The 16,571-nt window shown below is 49.6% G+C and carries 20 protein-coding genes; 19 read left to right on the top strand and 1 reads right to left on the bottom strand.

All coding sequences use genetic code 11. From position 1 onward, the window contains the following. Positions 1-21 precede the first annotated feature (21 nt). The 15 genes from hisC (at position 22) to JOD01_RS01655 (ending at position 13,228) form a co-directional block, all read left to right on the top strand. A complete protein-coding gene (gene hisC, locus JOD01_RS01585; RefSeq protein WP_204516454.1) occupies positions 22-1,116 on the top strand; it encodes a histidinol-phosphate transaminase in 1,095 nt (364 codons plus the stop codon). Positions 1,117-1,176: 60 nt separating this feature from the next. Further along, the gene (locus JOD01_RS01590) at positions 1,177-2,277 is read left to right on the top strand and encodes a prephenate dehydrogenase (protein WP_204516455.1); all 1,101 of its coding nucleotides are present in this window, start codon (positions 1,177-1,179) and stop codon (positions 2,275-2,277) included. A gap of 23 nt (positions 2,278-2,300) precedes the next feature. Beyond that, the gene (gene aroA, locus JOD01_RS01595; protein WP_204516822.1) at positions 2,301-3,587 is read left to right on the top strand and encodes a 3-phosphoshikimate 1-carboxyvinyltransferase; all 1,287 of its coding nucleotides are present in this window, start codon (positions 2,301-2,303) and stop codon (positions 3,585-3,587) included. A 326-nt stretch (positions 3,588-3,913) separates the two neighbouring features. Continuing rightward, on the top strand, positions 3,914-5,035 hold the full coding sequence (locus tag JOD01_RS01600; RefSeq protein WP_204516456.1) for a hypothetical protein: 1,122 nt from the start codon (positions 3,914-3,916) through the stop codon (positions 5,033-5,035). A 149-nt stretch (positions 5,036-5,184) separates the two neighbouring features. Continuing rightward, positions 5,185-5,778, top strand: a complete 594-nt coding sequence (locus JOD01_RS01605) for an RNA polymerase sigma factor (RefSeq protein ID WP_204516457.1) — start codon at positions 5,185-5,187, stop codon at positions 5,776-5,778. Continuing rightward, positions 5,775-6,419: an anti-sigma factor gene (locus JOD01_RS01610; RefSeq protein WP_204516458.1), complete on the top strand. Its 645-nt coding sequence runs from the start codon at positions 5,775-5,777 to the stop codon at positions 6,417-6,419. The genes JOD01_RS01605 and JOD01_RS01610 overlap by 4 nt, the downstream gene beginning before the upstream one ends. Before the next feature lie 75 nt (positions 6,420-6,494). Further along, a complete protein-coding gene (locus tag JOD01_RS01615) occupies positions 6,495-7,436 on the top strand; it encodes a tetratricopeptide repeat protein (protein ID WP_204516459.1) in 942 nt (313 codons plus the stop codon). 96 nt (positions 7,437-7,532) lie between these two features. Continuing rightward, a complete protein-coding gene (locus tag JOD01_RS01620; RefSeq protein ID WP_204516460.1) occupies positions 7,533-8,651 on the top strand; it encodes a hypothetical protein in 1,119 nt (372 codons plus the stop codon). 9 nt (positions 8,652-8,660) lie between these two features. Then, complete coding sequence (locus JOD01_RS01625) at positions 8,661-8,888, top strand: IDEAL domain-containing protein (protein ID WP_204516461.1); 228 nt, start codon at positions 8,661-8,663, stop codon at positions 8,886-8,888. A gap of 79 nt (positions 8,889-8,967) precedes the next feature. Beyond that, positions 8,968-9,387 (top strand): DUF2487 family protein, encoded by a 420-nt coding sequence (locus JOD01_RS01630; protein WP_204516462.1) that lies wholly within the window; start codon positions 8,968-8,970, stop codon positions 9,385-9,387. Between the two features lie 214 nt (positions 9,388-9,601). Continuing rightward, the gene (locus JOD01_RS01635; protein WP_204516463.1) at positions 9,602-10,120 is read left to right on the top strand and encodes a QcrA and Rieske domain-containing protein; all 519 of its coding nucleotides are present in this window, start codon (positions 9,602-9,604) and stop codon (positions 10,118-10,120) included. 1 nt (position 10,121) lies between these two features. Further along, the gene (gene qcrB / locus JOD01_RS01640; RefSeq protein WP_204516464.1) at positions 10,122-10,793 is read left to right on the top strand and encodes a menaquinol-cytochrome c reductase cytochrome b subunit; all 672 of its coding nucleotides are present in this window, start codon (positions 10,122-10,124) and stop codon (positions 10,791-10,793) included. 33 nt (positions 10,794-10,826) lie between these two features. Continuing rightward, positions 10,827-11,597, top strand: a complete 771-nt coding sequence (locus JOD01_RS01645; RefSeq protein ID WP_204516465.1) for a menaquinol-cytochrome c reductase cytochrome b/c subunit — start codon at positions 10,827-10,829, stop codon at positions 11,595-11,597. Between the two features lie 167 nt (positions 11,598-11,764). Next, entirely contained in the window at positions 11,765-12,364 is a 600-nt protein-coding gene (locus JOD01_RS01650) for a DUF1405 domain-containing protein (RefSeq protein ID WP_204516466.1), read from the top strand. A gap of 48 nt (positions 12,365-12,412) precedes the next feature. Further along, positions 12,413-13,228, top strand: coding sequence for a sporulation protein YpjB (locus JOD01_RS01655; RefSeq protein WP_204516467.1), 816 nt, complete (start codon positions 12,413-12,415; stop codon positions 13,226-13,228). Positions 13,229-13,298: 70 nt separating this feature from the next. Here JOD01_RS01655 and JOD01_RS01660 read toward each other — a convergent pair whose 3' ends face one another. Next, entirely contained in the window at positions 13,299-14,159 is an 861-nt protein-coding gene (locus tag JOD01_RS01660) for a YitT family protein (RefSeq protein WP_204516468.1), read from the bottom strand. Positions 14,160-14,328: 169 nt separating this feature from the next. On the opposite strand from JOD01_RS01660, the gene JOD01_RS01665 reads away from it, so the two are divergent. The 4 genes from JOD01_RS01665 to bshB1 are packed head-to-tail and all read left to right on the top strand — an operon-like array spanning position 14,329 to position 16,569. Further along, positions 14,329-14,667 carry a nucleotide pyrophosphohydrolase gene (locus JOD01_RS01665; protein WP_204516469.1) on the top strand — a complete coding sequence of 113 codons (339 nt, stop codon included), beginning with the start codon at positions 14,329-14,331 and terminating at the stop codon, positions 14,665-14,667. Between the two features lie 5 nt (positions 14,668-14,672). Beyond that, positions 14,673-15,431, top strand: coding sequence for a 4-hydroxy-tetrahydrodipicolinate reductase (gene dapB, locus JOD01_RS01670; RefSeq protein ID WP_204516470.1), 759 nt, complete (start codon positions 14,673-14,675; stop codon positions 15,429-15,431). Positions 15,432-15,463: 32 nt separating this feature from the next. Then, complete coding sequence (gene mgsA, locus JOD01_RS01675; RefSeq protein WP_204516471.1) at positions 15,464-15,868, top strand: methylglyoxal synthase; 405 nt, start codon at positions 15,464-15,466, stop codon at positions 15,866-15,868. 5 nt (positions 15,869-15,873) lie between these two features. Continuing rightward, entirely contained in the window at positions 15,874-16,569 is a 696-nt protein-coding gene (bshB1, locus tag JOD01_RS01680; RefSeq protein ID WP_204516472.1) for a bacillithiol biosynthesis deacetylase BshB1, read from the top strand. The last annotated feature ends 2 nt before the right edge of the window (positions 16,570-16,571 follow it).

The following is a 16,571-nucleotide window of genomic DNA, read 5'->3' on the forward strand; positions in this document are numbered from 1 at the left end:
CTATCTGGAGTGATGGAGAATATGCAGCCGAAACAACGAATATTAAACGCACCGGTTTATCAACCAGGTAAACCGATCGATGCGGTCAAAAAAGAATTCGGGTTGACGGAAGTGATCAAACTGGCCTCCAACGAAAACCCGTTTGGCTGTTCACCTAAAGCAAAAGAGGCAATCAGAGCGGCGCTGGATTCATTAGCGATCTATCCGGACGGCGGAGCGATGCAGTTGCGTGAGGCAATGGCGGAATTTTTGGGAGTGAACGAGGACCAGTTGATTTTTGGCAATGGCTCCGATGAAATTTTGCAAATGATCAGCCGCGCCTATTTGGACGAAACGTCCTCAACCGTTATGGCTGATCTGACTTTTTCCGAGTATCGGATCAATGCCATTATCGACGGAGCTGAAATCATCGAAGTTCCGTTGAAAGAGGGCGTGCACGATCTGCCGGCGATGGCAGCGGCGATCAAAGAGAATACCAAAGTGGTTTGGGTATGCAATCCCAACAATCCGTCGGGAACGATTGTCAGCGAGCAGCAACTGCTAGCCTTTCTTGAGCAAGTTCCCCGCGATGTCCTGGTTGTATTGGATGAAGCGTACTACGAATATGTCGTTGCCGAAGAATATCCGCAAACGATTCCTTTATTGGCGAAATACCCGAATATTATCATCTTGCGCACATTTTCCAAGATATATGGCCTGGCTGCCTTGCGCGTTGGGTACGGGATTGCTTCCAGCGAGTTGATCAATCAGCTGGAACACGTTCGGATGCCGTTTAATGTCAACAGCCTGGGACAACTGGCCGCGCTTGCGTCCTTGCAGGATCAAGACTTTGTCTCCGAGTGCCGAAAACGGAACAGAGAAGGGCTGAAGCAGCTGACCGATCGCTTTGACGAATGGGGATTTGCTTATTATCCATCGCAAACGAACTTTGTCTTGGTGAATTTCCGTCAAGATTCAACGGAATTGTTCCAGAAGCTGCTGCGTCAAGGCATTATTCTCCGCTCAGGCGCTGCGCTCGGCTATCCCGGATACCAACGGATCACCGTCGGCAATGCAGAGCAAAACGAACGGGTGCTGAAAGCATTGGAAGAACTGGTCGTGCATACTTCCAAATAAACCGGATGTCGGTCTTGGACCGGCATCTTTTGATACAGGCATGAGAAACGAGGAGAAAAGATGAGTACAACTGTGGCTATACTTGGGGTTGGCCTGATCGGCGGGTCAATCGCGCTTGCGCTCAGGCAAAATCCCCAAATACGCATTGTTGGTTTTGATTTGCGTCAAGATTATTTGGACAAAGCGCTGAACACAGGTGTCATTCACGCGGCCACCACGGATTTGCAGACGGCGGTGCGGGAAGCAAAGGTCATCTTCATCGCCACTCCGGTCGAAACGATCTACCCTTTGATCGACCAATTGAGTGAACTGAGCTTAGCGCCTGATGTGATCGTCACCGATGTCGGGAGCATCAAATCGAAGGTAGTGGCCTATGCCCAGCAGCGTCTCCCGCAAGGCGTGCAATTTATCGGCGGTCATCCGATGGCTGGTTCCCACAAATCGGGGGTGGAGGCTGCTTCGGACCGGTTGTTTGAAAATGCTTACTATGTGTTGACGCCGCTGGCTGGGACACCGCAAGATGGAGTTGAGCGACTGACCTCTCTCCTGACGGCAACTCGCGCCAAAATCGTGGTCATGGACCCGGATGAGCATGACCAAATCGTGGGCGCGGTCAGTCATTTCCCGCATATTATGGCCGCGGTTTTGGTCAATCAGGTCGCGCGTTTCAACGATCAAAACGAGTGGTATAAGCGCTTGGCAGCAGGCGGCTTTCGCGACATCACGCGGATTGCTTCAAGCAGCCCGCGGATGTGGCGGGACATTTTGCTCAATAACAAACATCACTTGTTGAAGATTGCGGCAGATTGGCGCAATGCGCTCGACGAGATCATGGCAAAGGTAGAAACGGCCGATCGCGAGCAAATTGAGGAGTTTTTCCGCCAGGCGCGCGATTTCCGAGATGGTTTGCCCGAACGCCAAAAAGGCGCCATGCAACCATTGTATGATCTTTACATCGATATCCCGGACCACCCGGGCGAAATCGGCCGCATCACGACGCTGCTGGGTGCAAAGCAGATCAATATTACCAACATTCGCATCCTGGAAACGCGGGAAGACGTGATGGGGGTCTTGCGGATTACGTTCCGGAATCAACAGGAATTGGAAAAGGGCGAAGAATTGTTGCGCTATTTTGATTACAACGTCTATACACTCGGTTAAATCGGTAGGGGAGGAGTCAACCAATCATGCAGGTTAAGCAGGCGAAAAAAGTATCCGGGGTCGTCCGTGTCCCTGGAGACAAGTCCATTTCTCATCGGGCGGTCATGTTCGGGGCGATTGCCGAAGGAACAACCCGGATCAGCGGTTTTTTGGCGGGCGCTGACTGCCTTAGCACGATTCGTTGTTTTCAGCAGATGGGTGTGAAGATCACCCGCCAAGGGGATGAAGTAACGGTTGAAGGAAAAGGGTGGTACGGATTGAACGAACCAGCAGAGGTGCTGGACGTGGGCAATTCGGGTACAACGATTCGCCTGTTGTCGGGAATTTTGGCTACTCAGCCGTTTCACTCCGTTTTGCAAGGAGATGAGTCGATTGCCCGCCGCCCGATGCGAAGGGTGATGACGCCGCTGCGGCAAATGGGCGCCCGCATCGATGGCCGAAAAGAAGGGGAGTATACGCCCCTGTCCATTCGCGGTGGCGATCTCCACGGGATCGCCTATGCTTCTCCAGTCGCCAGCGCACAGGTCAAGTCGGCGATTTTGTTGGCCGGTCTGCAAGCGGCCGGCGACACCAGCGTAACCGAGCCGATGCGTTCCCGTGACCATACGGAGCGGATGCTGCGCGCATTTGGCATCGATGTTCGACAGGAAGGACTGACTGTCACCGTGCAGGGCGGCCAACAACTAACGGCCCGAGAGATTGAGGTGCCGGGAGACATTTCCTCCGCTGCTTTTTTGTTGGCTGCCGCTTTCATGCTTCCGGGCAGCGAGTTGGTCATTCAAAATGTTGGCGTGAATCCGACGCGTACGGGCATTCTTGATGTCATTCGCGCAATGGGGGGAGAAGTTCGTCTGGAAAATGAACGGATCTGGAATGAAGAGCCGGTAGCTGATTTGCATGTTGCTTATCGTCCGTTGAATGGGGCGGTGATTGAGGGAGAACTGATTCCTCGCCTGATCGATGAAATTCCCGTGATCGCAGTGCTGGCTACCCAGGCAACCGGACGGACGATCATCCGTGATGCGCAGGAGCTGCGTGTGAAAGAAACCGACCGAATTGCCACGATTGCCGAGGAATTAGGCAAGCTCGGGGCGCAAATTACCCCGACAGAAGACGGTTTGATTATCGAAGGTCCGGTCCAATTGCAAGGAGCGCTGACTGACAGCAGAGGCGATCACCGGATTGGCATGGCGATGGCGGTTGCCGCTTTGGCGGCAACCGGTGAAACAACGATCGCTGACGCGGAAGCGATCAATGTCTCGTTCCCGGGATTTGCTGAGCTTTTATCGTCCATAACTGAACATGCTTAATGGAAACGCCGCTGAGCAAAGCGGCGTTTTTGCTAGGGTTCGCAAACTTTTGTCAAGGGACTAACTCGAATTGAAAACGGATTCAAAAAGATTGTTTGCAATTTTGTCAAAAAAGCGTTGACATTTATCGGGTCGTGTTTATAATTAAAAGTACAGTATGGTTTCTCTCCACTCCTATCCAATATGGTTACAGCAAAATTTGCTGGCGTCGTATGTATGCGCTTACAAGCGCGCTGCGACGTTTTTTTTATTTTTGTTCTCTTTTGGCTGTCATCGCATATGCTCGTACTACCATGATCTGGTCGAGGGGAGGACGAGCATTGCAGATGGAGCGGTTTGTGTTGCAAGGCGGGACGCTTGTTACGGCGAAGGGGGTTTTCTCGGCAGATATTACCGTCTCTCAAGGGAAAATTGAGGAAGTCCGCAGGGATCAACCTCGGCTAAAACGATTGGCGGTCAAAAATGAAACGCCGAAAATATTTGATGCGTCACAATATTATATCGTACCTGGATTGATTGCACTTACCCAAATTCAACCCAGTCGGATCGTGCAGACCGACAAATATATAGACACTGTCCGTCGCTATATACAATCGGGCCATACTTTCCTGCTGGATACGATTCAGATCGATGAGTGGATGAGCGGAGAGCAAATTTTTTATCAGATGGCGATGCACTACAACAGTCCGATCGATTACGGCATACAAATTGGGTTGGATGTCAGCCAGTTTCATGCAGCGCGGCTCAGGGAACTGTGCCGTTGCGGATTTCGACTGTTCCAGGTGATGATTGGGCAGACGGCCGATTACGGACGGATTGACTGGCAGCAACTGTATGCGGTATGTGATTTGTATAAGCCTTGCATCGAGCTGAAAATAAACGAGAATACCATCCGAACGAAGGAACAAAGGCAGGCAATCGTGCAAAACTGGCTGTTTGATTGCATCTATGGCCAGGTGCGTACGTATTCGCGCGATTTTGCGCCGTTTGAGCGGATCTCTGCGTACCGCTCCTTCTATCCGGTTGCGTTGCTGCAAGGAGAGGAAAGCACAAAGGGATGGAAATACTTGCGCGAGGACTGGCAACGCTATTTTCCCGCAGCGGCGCCCCTGGAAGCGATACGGGTAAAATGCGGTCCTAAAGGGTATGCAGAACAACTGCTTTGTTACCTCGTTCGACTGGCGTCAACAAATTTGGCCAAGATTATCGGCTGTTACCCGCGCAAGGGAAGCTTGCTCCCTGGGGCCGATGCAGATTTTTTCCTGTTGAGGAAGGAAGATTGGTTGACAAATACCGCTCTTTCCACTATTCTCAACTTTAGCGAAGTATGTCTTCCTTCGTATGTTTTGTCGAAGGGGAGATGGATCTGTCAAGACGGAAACCATGCCCCTTCTTTAGGAACAGGAAGCGCGCTAATCCGTACAAAGTCTTATAATTACGCCATGTAACCCCAAGACTTTATGGGGTTTTTTGCTAAAAATATAGAAAAAAAGCACGAAAAAAAGTATGATGAGAAAGCGCAACTTTTGGAATCCCCGGAAGTCTATATAGTCAAAGGCTATCGGGGAGTCGGAATCGCAAGGGGGTATTCCTGAGAATGACCGATTCCCAGCTTATTCGTGAAATAAAAGAAGGCAATATCGAGTGTTATGCAGAGCTCATACGCCGCTATGAAAAGAAAATCTTGACGTTTATCACGCACATGCTTCGTCAGGCGCATTTGGAGCATGTCGCTGAAGATATTTGCCAGGAAACTTTTTATAAAGCGTATCGAAATATACACTCTTTCCGTGATGTGGAAGCATCCTTCTCGACGTGGTTATACACGATTGCCCGCAACTCCGTTTTAAGCGAATTGCGAAGAAGCCGGAATTCAGACGTTTATCTTGAGGATACGCTCCAAGTGCCTGTTGTTTCGCCGGAACGATTGCCGGAACAACAACTGTTGCGAAACGAGCGAGAAGTGCTTGTCCGCCAAGCGATCAACAGTCTGCCGGAAAAGCAGCGTTCCGCTTTGATCTTACGGGAATATGAGCAAATGGATTATAACGAAATTGCATCCATTCTTGATCTGACGGTAAGTTCAGTAAAGTCTTTATTATTCCGTGCGCGGCAAACGATCAAGTCAGAGTTGGAGACCTACATCTTGGACCCTCATTTGGAAGAAGCTGAAGGGATGAATAAAAGATGATGTGCAGAGAAGCTCAGGAACTGCTCCCTGACTATGCCGATCACAATTTGCCTGAGATGACACGCCGTCGGTTTGAGAATCATTTGGCGGTATGCGACGGCTGTCGATCAGAGTACCACATCTGGAAAGAAAGCAGCGAATGGATTCAGTTAAACAAAGAACAGTATGCGCCTGTACCTACCGCCAGGTCGATCGTTGATGCGGTAATGTCCCGCATACTTTCCGAAGAAAAATGGGCGATCCCGATCGGGAAAAAAGTGTTTACGCTGACAGCGAAGATGAGACGCCTTGGAATTAGCGCTGCTGTCGTCTTGTTGATGCTGTGCACGTTCACGCTTTATACGAATACTCGAACGGATGAAGCGGAAGAAGCTATGATCATGAATGGCGAAATCGTCGCCATGAGCAGCATATCCGAAAAAACGCCGGTGATCTCTTCCAACCTGCACGATGCTGACGGCACTTACATAGTGAGCAGTGAACCGTTGCCGGCCGATACAGCAGAGGTGGACAAAGTGTCCGGACAAATCATGCCGGAAGAAGAGAAAACCGACGTGTTTAAACCAAAGTATGGCATCATTCTTAGTTTTTTTGGTATACTGGTGACAGTGATTGGCATGAGTTGGATTACAAGAGCATAATTGGTTGAGTAATGTGCAAAGACCGTCTCAGGACGGTCTTTTCCTGCTCTGCGAAGATTGATAGAGGTGAAAGCAATGACAAAACAGTGGCTGTATGTGATTGATGAGGCGGTAAAGCGAATTGAAAATGACGAGATCGAGTTGGGGTTGCAGGCATTGCAAAAAGTGCAGGAGCATGGAAAAGACTTGCCTGAAGTGATGCTCTATTTGGCTGATGTCTGGTATCAACTGGGACACCTTGATTCAGCTTCTGATCTGTTGAACGACTTGTTGAGCCGCACAGATGCGATGAATCGCACTATGCGGCAGGAATGCCAGCTGTTGTTGGCAGAAGTACTGCTGGACGGGAATCAACTGGATCAGGCCGAAACCATCTTGTATGAGCTGAAGGAAGAAGGGTATGCAGGGATTGATCTCAATCTGTTGCTGGCTGACCTGTACAGTTTGCAAGGGTTGGATGAAGTGGCTCTTCGCTATGTGGAAGCGGCGCGAGAAATGGAACCTGAAAATGAAAGCATCGCGGCCGCTTTAGGAAATTTGTATGTGCGGGTAGGACGGACCGAAGAGGCGCTGGCACTGTTGGAAGAGGCCGGGGTGAGCAGCTTGGAGGCACTGCTGTTCAAAGCGCGAACGCTGGCGCAAAAAGGCGAGTTCGAACAGGCTTATCAGACGTACCGTCAGGCGCTGGAAATCGAACGATCGCCGGAATTGCTGTTTAATACGGGCATGATGGCCTTCCACTTAGGTCATCTCCAGGAAGCCGAGACGATGATTGAAACATTGCTGGCGATTGATGAAGAGTATTTGGCCGCTTATTCGTTGCTGGCCGATATTCATCTGTCCCTGGGCAAAACGGACAAAGCGATCGTGACGTTGGAAAAATACGTCGACCTGTCCGGCTTTGATTTGGAGCAACTGAAGCGTTTAACGGCGTTGCTGACACAGGCAGGCCGGTATGAGGAAGCGAAAAAATACCAAAAGCTGCTGGACGACTGGAGCGCGGACGAAGAGGAATAACGATGCAGGGAGCCCGAGAAATCGGGCTCCCTGTTTTACTTTTCCGCAAGTTGGCAAGAATGATTGGTAAATCAAGCGAAGTGAGAAGGGATTCTGTTGAAACTTGCTGAGATATTGGTGTTTACAGATATTAAGCAGCTTCACCAAATTGCGGAGCATTACGGTTGCGAATGCAATCCTCACTCCAAAAACGAATTGATTACGTCATTGCTGGCCAATTTGCAACATCGGCACACGATCAAGCTGGAAGTGCAAAAATTGACCCCGATCGAAGCACATTTTCTGTTGCTGCTCTTTTTGGACAAACGTCTGCTGTTTTCGCTGGAGGATCTGTTGGCCAAGGCAAGCATCGCTTTGGCCGCAACGGCGGAGAAAACGAAAGAAGAAGCTCGACGGTTGATTGCCGGCGCGTTGAAACGCGGCTGGATCTTTCCGGCAAAAGGGACAGGGGCAGGGCAATATCAAACCCCTCATGATCTGCGTGAACCTTACATTTACGCCTGGCTGGAATCACAGACGAAAGATTGGCAGGCGGACATGGTGGAGCCGTTGGGGTACCGCGACGAGGGCACAGCGCTGTGCGATGACATGCTGCAATTCCTTCGCTTTCTGGAAGCGGAACCGATCCCGCTGACAGCGGACGGAGGTATGTACAAACGATATCAAACGCAGTTGTTCCAGTTCCTCAACGTGAAGGAAGCTCCGTTGCCGCCGCAGAAATGGCGGTTTGGTTACGGATTGCATTTCGATTTGTACCCCGACCGGTTTTCCTTGCTCTATGACTTTTGCTACTTTCGGCGTTATATCGAAGAGAACGGCGGATTTGTCAGAATCACTGATCAGGGAAGGGAATTGATCGCTGATCCGGCAGTCGCCGAGCATTATCACGAGTTGATCCGCTTTTGGCTTCGCCTGTACAAACGAGCGATTCCCAATTTGCCGATGCTGGTTCAGTTAATCCCGCTTCTGTCAGCGGGAAGGTGGATTGCCCAGTCGCAATTGTCCGGATTGCTGCTGCCGTGGATCAAGCCTTTTTATTATGACGAACCGATTGATATTTTATCCAACCGTGTGTTGAAAATGATGGTCCATCTTGGTTTGCTCAAGGTTGGACAAAGCGCTGAGCAAGAATGGATGTATACGACAACTTCAGCCAGTCAGGCGTGGCTTGGCTCTTACAATGGTTTTGTTGACACGACTATACTTTTGAAATGAGGGATTGGTATGGATCGGTCCAGTTTTTACGGACATAACATGTATTATGGTAACAATAGCATGGTGGCAGGTTTGTTGTCGGAACTCGTAATGGATGAACAGGTGCGAAGCCACCGCAAGAAGACGCTGTACGAGCAAATTGATCGCGCTTTGGCCAAAAAGGACAAGGAAGAGTTTTTGCTGCTGACAACAGAGTTAAAAGCGATTATTGCCTATGAACAGACAGAAACAGGCTGATTGCAAGCGTTCTCTGGTCATGCTACTCTAACTGTAGAGAACTGTAGAGTGGCAAACCAGCGAAGAGGAGAAATGTTGGATGCAGTGGACGAGTGAAGATTTGAACAAATGGGAGGAGCTGCGGCCATACGTCGACACCGCGCTTCTCCCAATTTATTTTTATCAATCGGCAGTTGCCATCCCCACCCACGCGCTGCAGATGGCCTATTTGACGAATATCGCCGCAGCCTTGGAAAGACGGTTGAAAGGACGGATGCTGTTGTATCCGCTTCGCTACCAAATGGCAGAGGAGCAAGCGGAGCTTATGGCCCCCGATGCTTTCCCGTTTTATGTCGTTCTGCACTTTGGCGGACAACCGGTCCGCGTTCGCTCCGTCAACGAGGCAAGCAAGGTCGCCTATTTGGCCATCAGCAATGAGGAACTGGATTCGGAATTGCGCTTTGCGATTACCGTCGATGTTCTCTATCAAGAGATTTTAGCGCTCTGGCAAAAACGATAAGAAAGCAAGTTTGGTCATACTAAAAAAGGATTGTTGTTACATATTTGACAAAATGCTAACAATCTTGGCATTTACAGCTTTTGTATATTCTGATCTCCTATGGATATTCTTGACATCTAAAAATTGGTTAGCTATGATTGGGATTGACCTAGTGTAAATGTGTATTAAATTAAACTTCGTACGCGAAACCACAAGATAAGGAGGGAAAGAAGAGATGAGTGAGAAACGGGAGATCTCAAGACGCACATTTTTGAACTACGCACTCATGGGAACGGGCGGTTTCCTTGCTGCAGGAATGATTACTCCAATGATCCGTTTTGCTGTGGATCCATTATTAAAAGCTTCGGCTGGTGGAGATAAAGTAGCAGTTGGTAGCGTAGACGAATTTGGTCCAGAACCAAAACGCGTCGAATTCAAAGTTCACACCAAGGATGGTTGGTATGAATCAGATTCTGTATTGTCTGCATGGGTAACAAAAAATGACAAGGGTGAGATTCTGGCTCTATCACCGATTTGTAAACATTTGGGATGTACGGTTAACTGGAATGATAACCCGGATTATCCAAATGAGTATTACTGTCCTTGCCATGGAGGCCGATATAATATCAACGGTCAACAATATATCGGTACGCCTCCAACCAAACCGCTTGACGAATATGAAACTGAAGTCAAAGATGGAAAATTGTATTTGGGTAAAATCAAACCAAATCCTCGTCCGGGGGTGAGTGAATAAGATGATCCAAAAAATGTATGATTGGGTAGATGAACGGCTGAATGTCACTCCAATGTGGCGCGATTTGGCTGACCATGAAGTGCCCGAGCATGTGAACCCAGCGCACCATTTTTCTGCGTTCGTATATTGCTTTGGTGGACTAACCTTCTTTATTACTGTTATCCAAATCCTGTCTGGAATGTTTTTGACGATGTATTACGTTCCGGATATCGTAAATGCGTACGAGTCTGTTAAATATCTGCAAAATGAAGTCGCTTTCGGCGTGATCGTACGCGGTATGCATCACTGGGGTGCCAGTTTGGTCATCGTCATGATGTTTTTACATACGCTGCGCGTATTTTTCACAGGTTCCTACAAGAAACCTCGCGAGTTGAACTGGGTAGTCGGCATGTTGATCTTCTTCGTCATGCTGGGCTTGGGTTTCACCGGCTATCTGCTGCCATGGGACAACACCGCTTATTTCGCGACAAAAGTAGGTTTGGAGATCGCCAACTCCGTACCGTTGATCGGTCCGTATATCAAAACCTTGTTGACAGGCGGCGATATCGTAGGGGCGCAAACGTTATCCCGTTTCTTTGCGATCCACGTATTTTTCTTGCCGGGCGCTCTCCTGGGCTTGCTGGCTGGGCACTTTATCATGATCCGTGCTCAAGGTATCTCAGGTCCGCTATGATTTTAGTCTTCGACAATTAAAGGAGGAAATAGCATGGCAAAACACGATAAAGATGCTACCTTCGTCGGAGACTCGAGAATTTCGGCGAAGCGCATCCCGAATATTGCTCCTTCCTACTCGGATTTTCCGGGTAAATCGGAGCCTTTCTGGCCAAACTTTCTGCTTAAGGAATGGATGGTTGCGGCAGTATGTCTGGTCGGGTTTCTGATTTTGACGGTGTCTCATCCGTCGCCTTTGACCGACAAAGCCAACCCGAATGATACTTCATTCGTACCGTTGCCAGACTGGTACTTCCTGTTTCTGTACCAATTGCTGAAATATCCGTGGGCGTCGGGCGACTGGGTCGTTTTGGGAACCATCATTATTCCGGCAGTAGCTTTTGGAGCAATGGTGCTGGCTCCTTGGTTGGATAAAGGCAAAGAGCGTCGTGCGAAAAAACGTCCGGTTGCTACCGGATTGATGCTGGTAAGCTTGGTCGGGATCTTCTACCTGACTTGGGCGGCCGACCATGAACACTCTCTGCACCATTCCAGCAATCAAGCTGGCGGAGGCGCTGTAGCAAGCGGCGATCCCAACTTCAAGCCTGATGAGATCTGGACCAAGCAAACCTCCTGCATGGGTTGCCACGGCAACAACATGGAAGGGATGGTTGGACCGAACCTGCAAAAGATCGGAAGCAAGTATTCCGCGGAAGAGATTGAAGGGATCATCAAAAACGGAAAACCGCCGGGCATGCCTGCTGGTTTGATCAAGGATGAAGCAGAAATCAAAAAACTGGCCGAGTATATGGCAGGTTTAAAATAAGGTTCACCGTAAAAAGCTGACCTCGGTCGGCTTTTTATTCTAAACGGATGGCATTCGTTGTTGAGTAAGCAGGGGAAAAGCTTATATACTGATAGGGAGAGGAAACAGAGGCTTTCCTGAAAATTGTTGCTGATTTGTTGATCAGGCCAAGAGCGGGAGACGATTAAATGAGTTGGTTATGGGAGTGGTTTTTGCAATCCTTAGAGAAGAAGTGGTTCCTGTGGTTGCTGTTTGTGATCAATTTCTTGGGAACGATCTATGGCTTCTACTGGTATGGAAATCAGCTGGCCGATACACCAACGTATCTGCGCATTTTTGTACCCGATAGCCCAACCGGGAGCGGTTTGTTCACTTTGGTGTTGCTAACCTATTTGCTTGGTCGCCATATCCCTGTATTAGAGGCGTTGGCGGGAATTACCAACTTCAAGTATGGGATTTGGGCTGTTGCTGTCATATTGTCAGGCTGGTCGCTAGGCAATGAAGTCCATTGGACCGATATTATGCTGTTGATTTCACATGGAGGCATGGCGGTTGAGTCAGTGTTATACAGCCGGTTTTACCAGTTGAGCTGGCTGCCGGTGGGAATCGCAGCATTATGGACATTGAACAACGATTTTCTTGATTATGTTATGGATATTCATCCCTGGTTGCCGGATGTACTTGTTCCCTATACGGGGATCGTCGGTCTTTGCACCGTGCTGTTAAGTCTGATATCCATTTCCTTGATCTGGTTTTTAAACAGCAAACTTACGCAAAACAAGGTCTAATCTTGTCCTCCTTCCCATAGGCTGTACTGTGGAAGGAGGTTTTTTCTGTTGAAGAGAAACGCGAAAATTTTGCTAACTTTGTTTCTGGCCGGGTTGCTTCTCGCATTGCCCATCGGTTATTTCGTGGTCAAACTGGAAAAACCGACAGAGCTCGATGAATTGATCCAACTGGATAAAACAGCGGCTGAGTTGCTCACGCTGACCAAAAAGAAAGAAATCGAGGCAGCTCAGGTAAGAATGAACCAGCTTGCGCAGACGTTTCCCAACACGGTCTTGCCCGGTTCCATAAGAATCGAAAGCTTGCATGCGGTGACGCAGTCTATTTTGGCGGCAAAAAAAGTGTTTACGGGAGGAGAAGCTGACGAAGCAGCGTTGCTTTGGCATGCCACCCAGGTCAGAGTCGCGATTGATGCGTTGCGCAACGCCGATCGGCCGATGTGGAGAGATTACTATGCGTCTTATGCCAATCAGATGCAAAATCTGTTGGATGCTTCCGTTGAACGGGAGTTAACCGAGTTTCGGGCGCAATTCGATGAAAATTATCGTTTGTTTTTGGCGATCAAGCCAGGCATGAGCGTCCAATTGACGGAAGCGGAAATGAATCGGATCGTGGCGGATTATGAATTGTTGGCCAGAGAAATTCGCAAAGACGATATTGATTGGCAGCTTGTCAGAGAGACGTTGCGCGAACTGAGCACAGACATGCAGGAAGCTTTTACGGGGAAAGAGCGGAGTGCTTTCGCTACCTTGATGAGTCCGCATTCACCGTTTGCCATCATTTTCTCCATTTTTTTCGCAGTGAGTATGGCGCTTGCTTATGCAGCCTGGAAAAAATATGATGGCGAGCAAGCGAATACAATTTAACAGCAGGCAACGTTACAACCCCCTGTCCGCAATGGCAGGGGGTTGCCTCGTATTAAAAACCACGATTCGGTTATTCGTTCAGCGGTTGTTTGTTCTCATCGAGGGTGAAACCTTCCCCCAGCACTTCGTGCACATCGTTGACAATGACAAAGGCGTGCGGATCCAGGTTTTGAACGATATTTTTGAAGCGGACCACTTCGTTGCGACTGACGACGACATAAACGACATTTTTGTGTTCGCCAGAATATGCGCCTTTTCCGGTCAGCAGCGTAACGCCACGGCCGAGCTCAAGGATTTGCTTGGCGATCTCGTCGGCTTTGTCGGAAATGATCGTCAGGGCTCTTCCGGCATAAGAACCGTCCTGGAAGAAATCGATGACTCTGGCGGAGATGAAAACGGCTACCAGGGTGTACATCGCGCTTTCCAGACTTAGATAGACCAGCGAAATGGCAATGACCGCCATATCAAAAATAAACAGTGTCCGCCCCATGCTGATGCCAAAGTATTTTTGCACCATGCGGGCGATGATGTCTGTCCCTCCGGTCGTTCCCCCATAGCGGAAAATGATGCCAAGACCGGCCCCCACGGTCACCCCTGCATACAATGAAGCGAGCAGTCGGTCTTCCAGCGCCGGCGGATGCGGCAGAGAGGCAAAAAGGGAGAGAAACAAAGAAAGGGCGATCGTGCCGATCAACGTATAAACAAAGGAAGTGCGCCCCAGTATCTTCCATCCCAAAAAGAACAAAGGTACGTTTAGCACAAAATAGACGATCCCTTGATCGAGAAGGGGAAGCAACAGTTTGATGATGATGCTGACCCCGGTAATCCCGCCTTCCGCCAAGTTATTCGGTATGTTGAAGGAGTTGATCCCGAACCCCATAATGGCCGAACCGATAATAATGGCTGCGATGCTTTTTAATCGAAGATTCATCCGTATTTTCGCTCCCTTGTAAACAACTACCAGTGCCATTATAAAGCAGCGATATAGCCTTGTCCACAAAGTGAATCTTTAGGATTTGGCAAAACGCGGCAGATCGGTTAGGATAAATTTAGACAAAACCTGAAGCTGGGCTGAACAGTATGGAAAAAGGAGTGTCTGCATGGAAAGTCAAAATCGGAAAACCTTGCAACAGATCCAAGCAGAGGTCGACCAATACATTTCCCAATTTAAAGAAGGGTACTTTTCGCCCTTGGCCATGATGGCGCGCATGACGGAAGAGGTTGGCGAGCTGGCGCGTGAAATTAATCATTATTATGGAGAAAAGCCGAAAAAAAGCGATGAGGCGGAAAAAACAGTTGAAGAAGAGCTGGGAGACGTCTTGTTTATTGTTTTATGCTTTGCCAACTCGCTCGGCATTGATTTGCAGGAAGCGTTTGACCGTATTATGCACAAATTTAATACACGCGATAAAGATCGCTGGACAAGAATAGAGGAGTAGCGTATATGGCTGAAGATAAACAAATTCGCGTAACCATAGCGGGAGCAAATGGGAGAATGGGGCAGGAAGCTGTAAAAATGGTCCAGGGAGATCCAGGGTTGCTGTATGTCGGCCCCATCGATACAAGAGGAACAGATGAAGAAGTAAAAGCACGGTTTGCGCAATTGCAGCCGGATGTGCTGGTCGATTTCACGACACCGCAGCATGTATACCGACACTTGCAACTCGCTTTGCAGCTGGGGATTCGCCCTGTGGTCGGCACAACCGGGTTGACTGCCGAACAGATCGCCGAATTGACCGAACAGTACAAAACGGCGGGATTGGGCGGGGTGATCGCTCCGAACTTTGCGATCGGTGCCATTTTGTGCATGAAATTTGCGGCGATGGCGGCCAAATACATGCCGCACGTGGAAATTATTGAACTCCACCATGATCGGAAGTTGGATGCGCCAAGCGGAACGGCGATCAAGACGGCAGAAATGATCGCAGCAAGCCGCAACACGCTGCGCCAGGGTCATCCCGACGAAGAAGAGAGCATCGCGGGCGCGAGAGGAGCCGACTATGACGGCTTCCGCATCCACAGTGTCCGATTGCCTGGCTTGGTTGCTCACCAAGAGGTGCTGTTTGGCGCGACCGGCCAAACCTTGTCGATTCGCCATGACTCCATCAGCCGGGAATCGTTTATGCCAGGCGTCAACATGGCGATCAAGGCGGTTGTCAACCTGGAGCAGCTTGTCTACGGTCTGGAACATTTGCTTGACTAAAAGACGATAAAACGCAAGGGGAGAGGATTCGCTTGAAAATTGCACTGATCGCGCATGATCGTAAAAAAGAGGAAATGGTTCAGTTGACCCTCGCCTATGAATTGATCCTGGCCAAACACGAGTTGTTCGCGACCGGAACGACAGGGCAGCGGATTATGGAAGCTACTTCTCTGCAAGTGACAAGATTTTTGTCCGGGCCATTAGGGGGCGATCAGCAAATTGGTGCCATGATTGCCCGCAACGAAATGGATGTTATCATCTTTTTGCGCGATCCATTGGCGGCTCAACCCCACGAGCCTGACATACAGGCACTGATCCGCTTGTGCGATGTTCACAAAATTCCGGTGGCGACCAATATGGGGACAGCGGAAATTTTGCTGACCGCGTTAGCCAACGACCAAATCGCATGGCGAGAAATTATTCACAAGGAGCAGTAACGATCATGGAATCATTAGACATTTTAGCGATTGGCGCCCATCCTGATGACGTCGAGATTGGCGCGGCGGCAACCTTGTTAAAAGCTGCCAAGGCCGGAAAGCGCGTCGGCATTCTCGATCTTACGTTGGCGGAGCTTTCCTCCAACGGCACGGTGGAGAGACGGCAGGCAGAAGCGGCGGCAGCATCCGAATTGATCGGCTTAACCGCCCGGTACAATTTTGCTTTCCCCGATCGCGGACTGGAGCCAGTTCGCGAACAGGCGATCGAGCGGGTTGTCGAACTGATCCGGCAGACGCGTCCGGAAGTGGTCTTGGCTCCTTATTGGCAAGATCGTCACCCTGACCACGAGAGCGTGAGCCGCATCGTCCGCGAAGCGGTGTTTAATGCCGGCATATACAAATACCATGCGGATCCGCAGTGGCCGGCGTATCGCCCCAGCCGCTTGCTTTATTATTTTATCAATTCGCCGGCGGCTCCCGGTATCGTGGTCGATGTCAGCGACGTATATGAGCAAAAACTGGATGTTTTGCGTTGCTATCGCAGTCAGTTTGAACGGGAAGAAAATAGCGTAAGCACCCCGCTCAACAATGGTTATATCGAAGCGGTCGCTTATCGGGAGCGCCTGTTTGGCCAGCAGACAGGCGTGCAGTATGGTGAGGGTTTTATCAGTGCTACTCCGTTTGTTGTAAACGGCTTGTAAAC

The organism is Brevibacillus fulvus, from assembly GCF_016908525.1.
GTDB lineage: Bacteria > Bacillota > Bacilli > Brevibacillales > Brevibacillaceae > Brevibacillus_G > Brevibacillus_G fulvus.

What these genes read in the sequence shown, in the direction of transcription:
- hisC (WP_204516454.1), top strand. Translation starts at nt 22, where the DNA reads ATGCAGCCGAAACAACGAATATTAAACGCACCGGTTTATCAACCAGGT.
- JOD01_RS01590 (WP_204516455.1), top strand. Translation starts at nt 1,177, where the DNA reads ATGAGTACAACTGTGGCTATACTTGGGGTTGGCCTGATCGGCGGGTCA.
- JOD01_RS01600 (WP_204516456.1), top strand. Translation starts at nt 3,914, where the DNA reads ATGGAGCGGTTTGTGTTGCAAGGCGGGACGCTTGTTACGGCGAAGGGG.
- JOD01_RS01605 (WP_204516457.1), top strand. Translation starts at nt 5,185, where the DNA reads ATGACCGATTCCCAGCTTATTCGTGAAATAAAAGAAGGCAATATCGAG.
- JOD01_RS01610 (WP_204516458.1), top strand. Translation starts at nt 5,775, where the DNA reads ATGATGTGCAGAGAAGCTCAGGAACTGCTCCCTGACTATGCCGATCAC.
- JOD01_RS01615 (WP_204516459.1), top strand. Translation starts at nt 6,495, where the DNA reads ATGACAAAACAGTGGCTGTATGTGATTGATGAGGCGGTAAAGCGAATT.
- JOD01_RS01625 (WP_204516461.1), top strand. Translation starts at nt 8,661, where the DNA reads ATGGATCGGTCCAGTTTTTACGGACATAACATGTATTATGGTAACAAT.
- JOD01_RS01630 (WP_204516462.1), top strand. Translation starts at nt 8,968, where the DNA reads ATGCAGTGGACGAGTGAAGATTTGAACAAATGGGAGGAGCTGCGGCCA.
- JOD01_RS01635 (WP_204516463.1), top strand. Translation starts at nt 9,602, where the DNA reads ATGAGTGAGAAACGGGAGATCTCAAGACGCACATTTTTGAACTACGCA.
- qcrB (WP_204516464.1), top strand. Translation starts at nt 10,122, where the DNA reads ATGATCCAAAAAATGTATGATTGGGTAGATGAACGGCTGAATGTCACT.
- JOD01_RS01645 (WP_204516465.1), top strand. Translation starts at nt 10,827, where the DNA reads ATGGCAAAACACGATAAAGATGCTACCTTCGTCGGAGACTCGAGAATT.
- JOD01_RS01650 (WP_204516466.1), top strand. Translation starts at nt 11,765, where the DNA reads ATGAGTTGGTTATGGGAGTGGTTTTTGCAATCCTTAGAGAAGAAGTGG.
- JOD01_RS01660 (WP_204516468.1), bottom strand. Translation starts at nt 14,159, where the DNA reads ATGAATCTTCGATTAAAAAGCATCGCAGCCATTATTATCGGTTCGGCC.
- JOD01_RS01665 (WP_204516469.1), top strand. Translation starts at nt 14,329, where the DNA reads ATGGAAAGTCAAAATCGGAAAACCTTGCAACAGATCCAAGCAGAGGTC.
- dapB (WP_204516470.1), top strand. Translation starts at nt 14,673, where the DNA reads ATGGCTGAAGATAAACAAATTCGCGTAACCATAGCGGGAGCAAATGGG.
- bshB1 (WP_204516472.1), top strand. Translation starts at nt 15,874, where the DNA reads ATGGAATCATTAGACATTTTAGCGATTGGCGCCCATCCTGATGACGTC.